Source organism: Prevotella sp. oral taxon 376 (assembly GCF_003043945.1).
Classification (GTDB): domain Bacteria; phylum Bacteroidota; class Bacteroidia; order Bacteroidales; family Bacteroidaceae; genus Prevotella.
Window position 1 is genome coordinate 83978 of the sequence record NZ_PYXG01000003.1, and the last position, 14121, is coordinate 98098.

Below are 14121 nucleotides of genomic sequence, written 5' to 3' on the forward strand. Positions count from 1 at the left end.
CACAGATGAAGACCTTGTTAGAAAAGGTAATTGAGGAGAGATTTTAAATTATAATATTTTAATTCAAAAAGAGAGAACTTATGGGAAAAAGATTAACTATGATTCTTGCCAGCCTGTTTCTTCTTGTGGGAACAGCATTGGCACAGACTTCGGTCAGGGGAACCGTAACCTCTGCCGAGGACGGAGAACCCGTAGTCGGAGCGTCCATTAAAGTTGTAGGTACCAACACGGGTACAGTAACCGACCTTGATGGACATTTCTCGCTCACGGTACCTAACAGCAATTCTCGTCTGGAGATTTCGTATATCGGCATGAAGAGCCAGACCGTAAAGGTCAGCGACAACATGCGCGTCGTGCTCCAGCCCGATAACCAGACCCTCGATGAGGTGATGGTGGTGGCTTTCGGGCGACAGACCAAGGAGTCGTTCGCCGGTTCGGCAGCCGTGATGAACTCCACCGAGCTGGGCAAGAAAATTACCACCAATGTGGCCGATGCCCTCGTGGGTTCCGTGCCCGGCCTGCAGCTTACGGGCGGTAGCGGACAGCCAGGAGCTTCGCAAGGCGACATCCATATCCGCGGTATCGCCTCGCTCTATGCGTCTACGGCACCGCTTATTGTCGTCGACGGTGCACCTTACACCGCTTCGTTGAGCAATATTCCGCAGGACGATATCGAGAGCGTTACCGTGTTGAAAGACGCTTCCAGCGCAGCCCTTTATGGAGCGCGCGGTGCGGCGGGCGTCATCCTGATTACTACGAAGAAGGGTGGCGGTCAAAAGGCGCACATCAATTTGGAGGCAAAGTGGGGTGCTACGAGTCGCAGTGTACAGGACTATGACACTTTCTCCGACCCTGGTCAGTTCATGGAGGCCTACTATTCGCAGTTCTTCAACTACGCTTTCTATAGGCAGGGCATGACCCGCGAGCAGGCCAACGCATGGGTCAACCAGCGCATCATCAGCGACCAGAGCATCGGCCTGCAGTATAATCCTTTCACTGTACCCGCCGGAGAAAACCTGATTGGGCTGGATGGAAAACTCAATCCGAAAGCTACGCTGGGTCGTTCGTATAAGTATGGTGATGAAACCTACTACATTATGCCTGACAACTGGAAGGACGCGGCCTATCGCCACGGTACCCGTCATGAGTATACCGTGAATGTGAGTGGTGGCAACACCAAGATGAGCTACTACTCCAGCGTGGGCTACCTGAAGGAGAAAGGTGTTCTGGAAAACTCTGGCTTCGAGCGTTTCACCGCCCGTCTGAAGGCCGACTATGAGGCCACCGACTGGCTCCATCTCTATTCCAATGTGGGCTATGTGCACTCTATGATGGAGTCTAACCCGAACCTGAGCAACACGACAACCAATGCGGCCAACATGGGCTACTTTACCCAGTATATCGCCCCCATCTATCCGCTCTATGTGCGCGTGCTGGATGCCGACGGTAAACCCGTCATCCGCACCGACAAGTACGGGCACGAGCAGTATGACTTCGGCGTTCCGTCAACAGGTTATCCCGGTCAGGGCAGTCGTCCGTTCTTGGCTACGGGCAACCCGATTGGCTCCAACCGCTACAACGAGGTAACCAGTGGCGGCGATCAGATACAGGGCCAGTTTAGTTTCGACCTCACTTTCACCCCATGGCTGAAATTCAATTCCACGAACTCCTTCAACTTTGGGCTCTCACGCTATTCCCACTACGAGAATCCATATATTGGCAACGCTGCCGCGGAAAACGGAACCATCGACAAGTATAATAATACCTCGTTCCGCCAGAACTATGTGCAGACTCTGAACTTCCACAAGCAGTTCGGCCAACACGATGTGCAGGTGATGCTGGGGCACGAGTGGTACAAGCAGCGCGTGAACTTTCTGGAGGCCCTGGCCCGCGGGGGATTCTCGCCGGAGATCAAGGAGCTCAACGCTTTCTCCGATCGTTACGATGCTCACTCTTATAACACCACCTATAATGTGGAAGGTTACTTCGGAAATGTGCTTTACAACTACGCGCAGCGCTACTTCGCCCAGGCTTCCTATCGCCGTGATGCTTCCAGCCGCTTTGCCAAGGATCACCGTTGGGGTGATTTCTGGAGTGTGGGCGGTGCCTGGATCATCAGCAAGGAGAACTTCTTCAAGAGCCTGAACGCCGACTGGGTAGACAATCTGAAGCTGAAGGTGTCCGTCGGCCAGCAGGGCAACGACGGCATTCCCGACTTCTATTTCTTGGAGCGTTACTCCCTTTCGAAGGGCAATCTCGCCATGCTGCCTTCGTTTGCGGCGATCGGTAACCCTGACATCACCTGGGAGACCACGACCAACTTCAATGTTGGTCTGGAGTTTTCCTTCCTGAAAAACCGAGTGAACGGAGAGGTGAATTTCTATAATAAGAAAACCACCGACATGCTCTTCCAGTTAAACATTCCCGAGAGCATGGGCGTGCGCGGTTACTACGACAATGTCGGCGACATCCGCAACCGGGGTGTGGAACTGACGCTGAGCGGCGACATCATCCGCACCAAGGATATCACCTGGAGCGTTACGGGCAACATCTCGCATAACTCGGCCAAGGCCCTGAAGCTGGACAAGAACAAGATTGAACAGTACGGCGGATTCTCACAGACTGATGCAAGAGCGGGGTTCAATATTCCGATGTGGTATGCCGAGGGACAACCCCTCTACAACGGCATGATGCCCGACTATGCGGGCGTGAATGAGCAGGGTGAACCGCTTTACTGGGTAGACGAGGATATCTATAAGGACTATCAGGCCGGTAAGATGTCCAACAGCAGTAAGCCCGGCACGAAGCATTCTTTCACCACCACCAACTGGAGCGAGGCTTCCTATTACACCCACAGCATGCTGCCCAAGGCCAGCGGAGGCTTCTCCACCACGCTCAGGGCCTATGGTTTTGATGCCAGCGCAACCTTCGACTATCAGTTCGGCGGAAAGATTTACGACTTCGGTTATGCCGTCTTGATGCGTCCGGTATCTGACAGAGCTGGCGGATCGAACTATTCCACGGATGTGCTGAAAGCCTGGACGCCCGATAATACTTCGAGCAACATCCCTCGCTTCATGTATACCGATCAGAACACCACCTCGCAGTCTACCCGCTTCCTCACGAACGCGAAGTATCTCAACTTCCAGTCGTTCGTAGTGGGCTATACACTGCCTGTTTCCCTTACTTCTAAGCTCATGCTCAGCAAGGTGCGCGTCTATGTGCAGGGCGAGAACCTCTGTTTCTGGTCGGCACGCAAGGGCCTCGACCCACGCTACAGCTTCCAGGGCACGCAGTCATCGGGTATCAACTCCTATGCCCCCGTGCGTACCGTCATGGGTGGTATTCAACTGTCATTCTAAAACAATCATCCATAAAAGTCAGAATATGAACAAGATATTTTCAGCAATCATTATGACAGCTCTGGGTGCGACGATGCTCACGGGCTGTATAGAAGAGGTGGCGCCGCAGAACGGAACGCCTTCCTTGGAGCAGGTGCTCAGAGCGCCGAACGCATTTGAGAACATGGTGGCCAATCTGACGGCCAGCCTCAGTGGCCAGCGTCTCTATTCCACCACTCGTAACCAAGTGTGGGACTACGGATACACCTCCCTGTTCCTTACCCGCGATGTGGAGGGGCAGGATATCGCGGCGGCAGGTTCCAACAACCATTATTCCGCCTGGTATCAGAATGTGCAGTATTTGGCCGCGGGCTATGCCGTGTGCCAGTTGCCGTGGACCTATTACTACGGTTGGATCAACGACTGCAATGTGGTGCTCCGGCACGCCGGCGCCGCGAACTATGCCGAGCCTGAGGCCGCCAGGGCACAGGGTGCCGGCATTGCTTATGCCATGCGGGCGATGCTTTATCTGGATGTGGTGCGCATGTATGCCTCGAAACCTTACTCCGTAGACCATTCCGCCCTCACGACCATCAAGGCCGACGAGACGCGCACCATCGACGAGGCTCGCCATCAGGAGCGCATGACCTGGGATGAGGCCTTCGAGTTCATCCTCAAGGATCTGGACTGTGCCGAGAAATATCTGGCCGACTACAAGCGTGCTGACAAGTATACGCCCGATGTGAGCGTGGTCTATGGTCTCAAGGCGCGCGCTTATCTGGAGAAGCAGGACTGGGCAAAGGCCGAGGAGTATGCCAAGAAAGCCCAGCAGGGTTATCAGATGATGAGCCGGGATGAGTATCTGAGCCACGACAACGGCTTCAACACGCCCAATAGCTCGTGGATGTTCGCCACTCGCTTCAAGATGGACGACCCGAGCATCTCCTCCAATGACGGAGACGACTCTTGGGGCTCGGTCATGCTTCCGGAAAACGGCTTTGATGGTGGCTATGCCTCCAACTACGGTGGAGTGATGGTGATCGACCGCCATCTGTATGATTCCATCCCTGATACCGACTTCCGCAAGAAATGCTGGCTGGACTTCAAGCTCGACGACATGAGTAAGGCCGAAGCTCTTGAAGCGCTGAAGGAATATTCCTCCTATCCCGACCGTGTCTATTCCGCCGGTGTGGAGAAAGCCCATTATGGTCTCGGCGGTTACTGCATGAAATTCCGCAATGCGGCGGGTAAGGCCGATGTGAAGTACGAGGCCTGGTGCGTTTCCGTTCCGTTGATGCGTGTGGAGGAGATGAAGCTCATCGAGGCCGAGGCAGCCGGCATGCAGGATGAGGCACGGGGCAGGCAACTGCTCGAGGCCTTCGCCAAGACCCGCGACCCGCAGTTCAAGTACGGCCACCACAACGAAGCCTACTACAACACCGCCACCCCGGCCTTCCAGAATGAAGTATGGTGGCAGCGCCGCGTGGAGCTCTGGGGCGAAGGCTTTGCCACCTTCGACATCAAGCGTCTCAATAAGGGTATTATCCGCAGTTATCCGGGTACCAACCATCTGGAAAACGCACGCTGGAATACGAAGGAAGTGCCCAACTGGATGGTATGGGCATTCGTGGGGACGGAGTCTGACTACAATGGAGGCATGACCCATAATCCCGACCCCGTGCAACCCAAGGATGACTCCGAGCAGTTTATTTGGTAAAATGTAGGATTTAATAAAGACAAAGAATATGAAAAAGATAATGCAAAAAGCGGCCCTGCCGCTCTTGGCCCTTGTCATGCTTGCCGCATGCAGCGAGGACCAGGGAAGCTATCCGGGCGGAGACTCCACGCCTGTGGCCACGGTCTACCAGTACACGGCTGGCGCCGGACATAATGCTGACAACGACTGTTACCTGCGCGTGTTCGCCAATGCCGCCGTCAGGGAGACTTATTACCTGGCGGAGCTCAAGACAGCCAAGGATGAACGCAAAATGACCGACGCGCAGTATGCCGAGTATGTAGTGGAGAAAGGACACAAGTTCGATGTGGCTGCCTCCAGTAGTACGGATCTCTATATCGAAAACCTGCACGGACTCTATGTCGTAACGGTGGTGGCGGTCAATGGCGGCACGCGCACCTCTCAGTCAGTAAACTTCGCCGGCCTCGACTATAAGCCTTTCGGTAAGGGAACCTATTCATCGAAATTCCCTTTATTCGCGGCTACACGCGAGGTAGATGTGGAATACTCCGAGGTTGGCAATAGGTATCGCATCGCCGACAACTGGACGAAGGGATACCCCCTGGCTTTCAGTCCAGACGGCTCGAAGGTAACGGTCTATCCCACGACCATGGAGACGGGCTACAAGCATCCGCGCTTTGGCATGGTGAGCGTTACCGACCAGGGCAGCACCTACAATGAGGCCACCAAGACCTTCACCTTTAATTTTAAGTTCACGGTAGCGGCAGGTGTATTTGGAATATACCAGGAGACCCTGATATTGAAGTGATAGGTCTGGAAACAGAGATTTCTCTCTCGCGTGTAAATGAACCACGGCCCTTGCCGGTCGAGATGGCCTTGCAAGGGACTTTTAAATAAGATTACATGCGATACCCTTATCAGGCTGTCCTCTCCAGAGGACAGCCTTTTTTCTTGTCGGATATCGTTTCGGGGGAACCTGCTGGCCGTTTCTCATAAAGCGAAATGCCCGATATGATTTCACGAAATCGCCGATTTCGTCGTTCAATCTCGCCGATTTCGTCGGACGATTTCGCCGATATTGTAAACCGGGAAGCGGCGATTCAGTAGGAAAAAGGTGGGGATTATGCATATAGCTTTGCAATTCTGAAGAGAAAGAAACTCTTGCCGCTTACTCCCCTAAGGTTAGCCCTGACCAACTTAATTTTCGAGTTGAAAGATTCCGCGGCGGCGTTGGACGACCTGTTGTTGTAGAAGTTGAGAATATCGTCATAGTGTTCATAGAGCATGGCTGCTATAATGTTGAAAGAGTGGAATCCTGCTTCTTCTACCTTGTTGTACCATTTGGGCATGGATAGCCTTGCGGTCTCCTTGATGGTGTTCTTAGCGAAAATCATCCTTAGAGAATGGCATAGGCCATAGGCAGCTTTGAGTTTGGGATATTGCTCAAACAAGATGGCAGCTTTTTGCTTCTGAGTGTCCGTCCATTTTTCAGGGGACTTGAACTGCAGGTATCTGCTTCTTGCCAGTAGTTTTTTCCTTGTATCCCCGTTCTCAAAAGAAGAGGGCCTGTATTTCTTTCCTGTTAGTTTTGCCTCCTCCATCTCGTCATTTGCCTCCTGTATGGCTTCCCAGCGATATCTGACTCTCATTTCCTGTCCCGCATCGCAAGCTAACCTCTGGATGTGGAACCTGTCAATGACCCGTTTGGCATTGGGAAAGCAATGCCGTACAATCTTACGCATGCTCTCGGATAAGTTCAAGGTTACTTCTTCAACCTTTCCGCGTTCCCGCTCCCCTATCTTGTCAAGCACCGCCCATGCGTCCTCCGTCTTTGCTTCGCTGTGCCATATCATCATCTGGACTTGTTTCTGAGCACAAAGATAGCATTTCTGCTCTGGAACCATACGCTTTAAGCCAATAATTTAATAAGCAGGTACAGCTCAGGCCATGTGGCTTTCCCTATACAACTCCTTACATAATTCCACTTTATATCGAACTCACATTAAGTTTTATTCCGACACTACATTCATTTATATTTCAATTAAATTTGCAGTATTTAAAAAAAAATATGTAGTTTTGTACATCGTAAAATACACCAATGCTAGCTTGCGAACAAATTTAGGTTCTAAGGCAGGCGGACATGGGTAATAACCGAGTTAGAGGGGGACGCTACCTACCTGTTTCATACAGGGAGGAGGAATTACACACTGTCCACGCAGAATACACCTTATATTATATAATGGAACTTATCGATACTACAAAAAGTTTTGTACCATCTCGTAGCAATCGCAGACTGAAAGGCTTGGCATTAAGCATTGCAGTCATTCTCTTATTTCCCCTGTATCCCTATGAGGCAAAAGCCCAAGAACACGGCCCGGTCCCATTCTACATCTCGTGCGAGCTGTCGAGCAAATATGTATGGCGTGGTTTGGAGTATGGCAAGGCACCAACGCTTTTCCCTGCTATCAATTACGAGCGGGGCACCTTTCTGGCAACGGCTTCGGGAGCCTATGCCATAGACGGGAGCCATCAAGAGATTGACCTGGCGTTGAACTATTGTTTCAACAACTTGCTTACACTCAGCTTAAACGACTATTATTTTGCTTCTGCCTCGGGCCAAGATGACAGCTATTTTCATTTTCGCAACGCAGATACGCAGCATTATGTGGAGGCTTACGCCACTATAGAGCCCAGTACATTGCCCCTTTGGGTTAAGCTGTCGTCTTACATATATGGCGCCGACAAAGACAGCACAGGCAAGCAAGCCTATTCTTCGTATGCAGAACTAGGTTATAGCTATAAGTTCAAGGACGAGAACAGGCTTGCTCTTGCTTTAGGTGCAAATCTCAACAAGAGCTTCTATACCGATTATCTCAAAGGATTCAATGTGGTGAACATCACCTTGAAATATGAAACGTGCTTTACATTCAATCGTTTTAAGTTGCCCGTAAGTGCCTCATATGTACTCAACCCATACCGTAACAAGTCGTTCTTTACGTTTTCGGTGTATTTCAGCAGCAAGTGAGCGTTACTTTCGCCCCCTGTTGCTTAAATAATACTGATATAGCCTACGGCGTGGTTTACAATGCGAAATAATAAATAATGAAAACCGCTGTTATACTTTCAGCAAGGAAGGAGCGTGATACAGAAACGCCTTATCCCTTGCAGCCTTTCGGCGAGGGGGAATGCTTGCTCGACCGCACATTAGGCATATTACGCGACAATGGTATCGAAAAGATAGTGCTTGTGGTGGGCTTCCGTGCCGAATTGTTTCAGCCTTATACTCAACAAGGCATTACCGTAGTTGTTAACCAAGACTTCCAGTTTACGGCTTCCATGGCTTCGTTGGCTTTGGCAGCTCCTTATGTGGATGAAGATTTTATCCTTGTAGAGAGCGATACCTTTTATGAGCGTGTTGTTGTGGAACGGCTGATAGCTTCAACTTACAGCAATTGTCTTTCGATAACTGATGAGTCGGGAAAGGGCGATGAGGCTTTCGTAGAGGTTCACAATGGATTTGTATCAAAAATCACAAAGGATAGGCATCAGATATGCAACATAGAAGGCGAGATGATTGGTGTCTCTAAAATCTCTCTTGACACATACCGCATGATGCTGGCCAAGTATGCGAGTGCGTCTAACCGCTATGTTAACTATGAATACTTGTTAGTAGACTGTACCGATACCACAGAACGGCCTTACCTCAAGTTTAAGAACCTGATATGGGGTGGCGTAGACAATGTTCGTGATTTTAAGCAGTTAAAGAATTACATCTTTCCCCGCCTATGCCGCAAGGAGAATCCCTACGATAAGGAAAACCTTTTTGCTTACTTGAAAAAAATATTCCCCACAGAAAACATTGGCCCATCATGGCAGATAGAACAAATCGGGGGAATGAGCAATAAAAACTTCAAGGTGGAGAGTCCTGCGGGAAGACTTTATATCCTTCGCGTTCCTGGCATAGCTTCTGACGGCATGGTGAAACGCAGTAATGAAGACATTAATGGCAAGTTGGCCTGTAAGATGGAGATTAACCCTCCAATTACTTACTTCGACGAGCATACCGGTCTGAAACTCTCAGATTATATTGTTGGGGCAGAAACCCTAAATGCGGGCACGATACAGCGAATGGGAAACATGGAGCAGGTGGTAGACATCTTTAAGGTTTTACACCATTCGCAAGTGCGATTTGCCAATGAGTTCAATATCTTCCACGAGCTCTTAAAATATGAAAGGCTTTTGCAAGAGGCTGGTGGAAAGGCTTACGACGGGTACGATAAGTTAAGGCCAAGGGTGTTTGTGCTAGAAGACACCTTGAATAAGTTGGGTGTCGACATTAAGCCATGTCATAATGACTTGGTTCCAGAGAATTTCATCAAAGGTGGTGATGGACATGTATACCTTATCGACTGGGAATATTCTGGCATGAACGACCCGATGGCCGATTTTGCCGCCTTGTTTCTTGAAAGCGACTTTAATGATGATAACATTGACTTTGTGTTGACAAGATATTTTGAAGGAACTGTGTCCAAATGTGTGAAACAGAAAATCTTGATATACCAAGTTCTTTGGGACATATTGTGGTCTATTTGGACTTGCATAAAGGAGGCCAAGGGCGACAACTTTGGAACATACGGACAGGACCGTTTTAATAGGGCATTAATAACAATGGAAAGGGTTGTGCATGTTTTGGATTAATCGTAATTTGCGGGTGAAAGGATATATAACGGGAACGGTATCTGGTGCCACCTGGGGAATGGATACCGTGCTCTTGGGACTAGCAATGACGATGCTCCCGTTCACGGATAATCCAGTATTGCTTCTGGGTGGTACTATCATTTGCAGTATGTTGCATGATGTGTTTGCAGCCTTTTGGATGTTGATTATCATGGGTGTGAAAGGCCGGCTGCACCAGTTGTGGCGTTCCGTCTGTTCGCGCGATGGACGGTTTTGTATTCTCGGTGCACTACTGGGAGGCCCATTGGCAATGACTTTTTATTTGTTGGCCATATCTAAGGGAGGCGCTGCCTTAACAGCAACAATAACGGCATGCTATCCGCTGCTTGGTTCAGCGATGGCGGTGCGTATACTCAAAGAGAAGATGACTTTTCGTGGATGGTTAGGCCTACTGATATGTGTGTTAGGTATCGCCTATATTGGTTATGTTCCTTCCGACAATTCGCATATAGACATTATCGGCGGTATTGGCTTTGCCCTCATCGCCGCTATCGGCTGGGCATCAGAAGCTGTAGTGTGCGGCTATGGCATGAAATCGGGAAAGGTTGACCCACAGATGGCATTGCTCATTCGTGAGTTGACATCGGGGCTTACTTACGCCCTTATAGTTACCCCATTATTGGTTGGTGGCTATTCTAATGTGCTTAGTGGCGTGTCTGCGATATTTAGCTACCACTTGTGTTGGATGACGCTTATGCTAACCGCCCTCTTAGGAATGGTCTCTTTCTTATGCTGGTATACAAGCATCAACGCAATAGGCGCATCTCGTGCATTATGCCTGAACATCACTTACAGTTTCTGGGCTGTTATTTTCGGTTTGTTTATCTTGGGTGGCGAGTTTTCTTATAATGTGGTGATAGGATCTATTGTGATTGTATTGGGCGTTATTACAGCAACAATCGTTTCCAAGCCAAAGTATAGCAAGGTATGAATGCAATCATTCTAGCAGCAGGTATGTCTTCGCGTTTCGTTCCGCTTTCTTTTGAAAAGCCTAAGGCTTTGTTGAAAGTGAGAGGAGAGGTGCTTATTGAACGGCAAATCCGCCAATTGCGCGAAGCAGGAATAAACGATATTGTCGTTGTCGTAGGCTACAAACGAGAGTTGTTTGGGTATCTTACTAAGCAGTTTGGTGTACGATTGATATATAATGCCGATTATGCGCGTTACAACAACATATCTTCTGTAGTTTGTGCCATAGATTATCTAGCAGATACATATGTGTGCTCTTCAGACAATTATTTCATGGAGAATGTTTTTTTGCACCATCCCACAACTTCAGAATATGCAGCAATGTTTGCACATGGAAAAACGGGAGAGTATTGCCTTGAGGTAGATGGAGAAGACAATATCGTTTCGGTGTCAGTTGGCGGTGAGGATGCCTGGTACATGGTAGGACATGTTTTTTTTCATTCAATGTTCTCAAGAAAGTTTAAGCCAATCATTATCGAAGCCTTCCTGCAAGAAGAAAATAGACAAAAATATTGGGAAGACATATATATATCCCACATAACCGACTTGCCCAAGATGAAAATCAAGAGGTTCGATGACGGTGTAATCAATGAGTTTGACAGTCTGGAAGAACTGAGGCACTTCGATAAGAGCTATTGTCGCTCGGGGTCGGACATACTTAGATATATCACCGATGCTCTCAGATGTGAGGAATCCCAGATATGCAACATGGCAATAGCCAAAAACAAATTGACACATGCCTTTTATTTTGACATATGTTCAAAAGAAGGTCGCACAAGCTACTTATACTACGAAAAAGAAGGAAAATGTTTCATAGAAAATGTACCATAACATAGGCTCGCCGTATGACAAGTCGTTTATTGCACATGCCTTAACACTATTAAATACACTGACAAATGTTGAATATTAAACTAGATGTTCCTGCTTCATTCTATGAAGAAGAAATCAGATGTGATTTCCATGTTTCAAAACAGATGAAAGAGATATGGGCTGTTGAACTCGACCTGCTAGAAGAATTAAGAAGAGTGTGCATGAAGCATGGCTTAAAATATGCAGCAGAGGGAGGAACTTTACTTGGAGCAATCAGACACAAGGGCTTTATACCTTGGGATGATGATATTGATATCCTGATGCCCAGAAAGGATTACGACAAGCTTTGCGAACTCGCACCGCAAGAGTTTAAGCATCCCTATTTCTTGGAGAACTTCTATTCAAATGGTTTTTGGTATGGAAACTCTAAGCTGATGAACCTGGATACAACCGGCTATGAAAACCCAAGAGCAAATGCTCATGGATTGTTTATAGACATCTTTCCATGCGACAATATCCCTGACGATGAAGAATTAGCACGCCAACAGAATAAAGAGAAACTAAAGATCCAAAAGGAGTTTGGCAGGATTTTTTATTGCGACAAAGCCTTTGAAAAAGGAGAAAAGGCACCACTTGTGCGACGTATCTTAAGGTTCTTGCTCCACTATATCTACAAGATTCAGGGGAAAACAATCACCAGCAACCATTATAAAACCCTGTATGATAAATATATCGATACCATGCGCAAATACAAAGACGAACACACGAAATATTCCGGTACATTGTGCTGCTATGATATAGATATAAAAGACAAGGCGCTAAATGCCGACCTCGACACATTGACCGAAGTTGATTTCGAGTTTATTAAAGTTCCCATCGTGCCGCATTATGACGAAGCCTTAACGCGACTTTATGGCAATTGGCATGAGTTTGTTAAGGGCACAGCATGGCATTCCTTTATTACGGTAGACCCACACCGCAGCTATTTGGAAGTTTTAAATAAGAAGCGATAATGAAGAAACTCTGCATCATTATTCCTTATATAATGGTTAAAAAAGTTATCTTTGCGCATAGATGGAATAAACTGGAAGAAACGCCTTCTATGCAAAATCCTTAATGTTGAAAGTTTAATAAGCTAACCGTTTAATGTGAGTTCGATATAAACGGGAGCGCTTAAGACATCGCGGGGCAACAATCATTGCCTTCATACCGTGACTAGTGAATTATCTCCATGGTGATAAATATTTATCACCATGGAGATAATTTCGTCTCACCGTGGAGATAATTCGGTAAGTCTTATACTCTGGCTTTTCCTGATTTACCTAGACACTTTCTTTCTTTATTAGCTGAATCAGTAGGCATTGTTTCTTTATGTCTGCTGAATCGTTTGTCGCAAGTGAGCAATCCATACTGGATAGATGGACACTTGGAGTTATATGCCGGATATGCTGTGCTCATGTCTTGCTTGTTGGGCAAAACGGGGGGGCGCCAGATATGGCATTCCGTTTTTGAACTCGCTGGCATATGCCTTCGCCCGCGGTTTTCGTTTGGCACGGCAAAGATCGTGGATATTTTTCATTTCCACGCCCCTTTTGCGGATAAAGCCTGTTCTTCCACATCTTTTTCTGGGTGTCGGGCTCGGAGTGGGCTGCCTGCGGGACTTTGTAGCCTATGCTCATGTGTGGGCGGGGGTAATTGTAGAAGTGGAGGTTTCGCCCGATGACTTTGCGGGCATGGCCGAAGCATTCTACGAAATACCCGAGGAACTCATAGAGAAAGCCTATGAATACCTCCCCGGCGACATGCTGGATGTGATCGAGCAGTTCTATTCCTCCATCCAACAGGAGATTTCTCATGTATAGCGCACAGCTCCGACAGCTGCCGCTGAGCGTCGATGTGCTCAGTCCGGATGTCTTTGACTGCCGCCCATTGATGGTCGGCAAGTCCCATACGCCCCGCAAAGTTTGCCGCTTGGAAGTGAATGCATGGCATTCAGAGCATTATGTTTCGAGGCAAGATAACATTTCTTTCGTAATTCTTTGGCTATTCTAAAAAAATGTTATACCTTTGCCGCCGTGAGTAATGGCAACATGACATATCGAACAGGTATAAAGGGTGTAAGCCTTGAGCAGAAGAGCGGTAACTTTTCTGCGATTTTTATGCCCGATTATTTGGTCAATCCAAATAATTTGCTAACACACACAGGAGAGAGACCTATCTAACTACATAAATTCATACTTTTTCGTACGCGCGTGTGAGAAGCGTGTCCCCCATCAACAAAGGGCTCTATGGAGTTCCCTTTGTTCGTTTCGTCGTGCCTTTTCGGCAAGGGACGAAAAGCAAAATAAGACCAAAATTATTCATCAAAATATATGAAAATTATGAGAAAGAAGACAAGTGATTTAACCGATTTTGTTCGGCCGTACGAGGCACCGCAGATCGAGACGATCGAGGTGCAGGCCGAACGGTTTATCTGTACATCCGTGCGCCCGAACCCAGGTTCGCAACAAGAAGACTGGGACGCCGACGAGGACGTCGACGGAGGAGAATACGAATTTGAATAATAAA

General features: G+C 48.2%; 9 protein-coding genes and 2 pseudogenes. 10 read left to right on the top strand and 1 reads right to left on the bottom strand.

Features of this window, described 5'->3' with window-relative positions; all coding sequences use genetic code 11:
* Positions 1 to 80: 80 nt before the first annotated feature.
* From C7120_RS12635 to C7120_RS12645, 3 genes are read left to right on the top strand one after another with little or no spacing between them, the layout of a single operon-like run.
* Positions 81 to 3362: a TonB-dependent receptor gene (locus tag C7120_RS12635; RefSeq protein ID WP_233247118.1), complete on the top strand. Its 3282-nt coding sequence runs from the start codon at positions 81 to 83 to the stop codon at positions 3360 to 3362.
* Between the two features lie 25 nt (positions 3363 to 3387).
* The gene (locus C7120_RS12640) at positions 3388 to 5058 is read left to right on the top strand and encodes a RagB/SusD family nutrient uptake outer membrane protein (protein ID WP_107622006.1); all 1671 of its coding nucleotides are present in this window, start codon (positions 3388 to 3390) and stop codon (positions 5056 to 5058) included.
* Positions 5059 to 5086: 28 nt separating this feature from the next.
* Positions 5087 to 5845 carry a hypothetical protein gene (locus tag C7120_RS12645; RefSeq protein ID WP_107622007.1) on the top strand — a complete coding sequence of 253 codons (759 nt, stop codon included), beginning with the start codon at positions 5087 to 5089 and terminating at the stop codon, positions 5843 to 5845.
* A 313-nt stretch (positions 5846 to 6158) separates the two neighbouring features.
* Here the strand turns inward: C7120_RS12645 and C7120_RS12650 are convergent.
* Positions 6159 to 6860, bottom strand: a pseudogene (locus tag C7120_RS12650) (transposase); the annotation flags it as partial.
* Positions 6861 to 7276: 416 nt separating this feature from the next.
* Between C7120_RS12650 and C7120_RS12655 the strand changes: the two are divergent.
* The 7 genes and pseudogenes from C7120_RS12655 (at position 7277) to C7120_RS12685 (ending at position 14117) form a co-directional block, all read left to right on the top strand.
* On the top strand, positions 7277 to 8062 hold the full coding sequence (locus tag C7120_RS12655) for a hypothetical protein (protein WP_233247119.1): 786 nt from the start codon (positions 7277 to 7279) through the stop codon (positions 8060 to 8062).
* 77 nt (positions 8063 to 8139) lie between these two features.
* Positions 8140 to 9735 carry a phosphotransferase gene (locus tag C7120_RS12660; RefSeq protein ID WP_107622009.1) on the top strand — a complete coding sequence of 532 codons (1596 nt, stop codon included), beginning with the start codon at positions 8140 to 8142 and terminating at the stop codon, positions 9733 to 9735.
* Positions 9722 to 10705, top strand: coding sequence for a DMT family transporter (locus tag C7120_RS12665; RefSeq protein ID WP_107622010.1), 984 nt, complete (start codon positions 9722 to 9724; stop codon positions 10703 to 10705). Before C7120_RS12660 ends, C7120_RS12665 begins: the two co-directional genes overlap by 14 nt.
* Positions 10702 to 11574 (top strand): NTP transferase domain-containing protein, encoded by an 873-nt coding sequence (locus C7120_RS12670; protein WP_107622011.1) that lies wholly within the window; start codon positions 10702 to 10704, stop codon positions 11572 to 11574. Before C7120_RS12665 ends, C7120_RS12670 begins: the two co-directional genes overlap by 4 nt.
* A 65-nt stretch (positions 11575 to 11639) precedes the next feature.
* A complete protein-coding gene (locus C7120_RS12675; RefSeq protein WP_107622012.1) occupies positions 11640 to 12566 on the top strand; it encodes a phosphorylcholine transferase LicD in 927 nt (308 codons plus the stop codon).
* Between the two features lie 720 nt (positions 12567 to 13286).
* Positions 13287 to 13415: pseudogene (locus C7120_RS14385) on the top strand (ADP-ribosylglycohydrolase); the annotation flags it as partial.
* A 519-nt stretch (positions 13416 to 13934) separates the two neighbouring features.
* A complete protein-coding gene (locus C7120_RS12685) occupies positions 13935 to 14117 on the top strand; it encodes a hypothetical protein (protein ID WP_107622210.1) in 183 nt (60 codons plus the stop codon).
* Positions 14118 to 14121: the final 4 nt, after the last annotated feature.